This window comes from Vibrio marinisediminis, from assembly GCF_014050145.1.
Classification (GTDB): domain Bacteria; phylum Pseudomonadota; class Gammaproteobacteria; order Enterobacterales; family Vibrionaceae; genus Vibrio; species Vibrio marinisediminis.
Window position 1 is genome coordinate 1 of the sequence record NZ_JACFYF010000321.1, and the last position, 247, is coordinate 247.

Genomic DNA, 247 nt, shown 5'->3' on the forward strand with positions numbered 1-247 from the left:
GTATCTCCAACGCCCGTTAGGGTTGGAAATCTCCAGTATCAACGTTCCGTCAACTGTCGCGGGGTTCACCGGATCAGCTTTTGCCCATACGGTAAGCAACATCCACTGATCCCATACCCACCACTCTGGTGGAGTATTAGGAGTCCCGCCGCCCAACTGAACAGCCGTCATCAGCACATCAATATCGTTGCCGTCCACGGTGATTGCGCTAGCGCCAACGTGGCTATAAAACACCACATCAGATTCT

General features: G+C 53.0%; 1 protein-coding gene. It reads right to left on the bottom strand.

Going from position 1 to position 247, the window contains the following annotated elements; all coding sequences use genetic code 11:
- A partial coding sequence (locus H2O73_RS21965) for a hypothetical protein (protein WP_220457779.1) occupies positions 1–247 on the bottom strand: 247 nt, incomplete at both ends.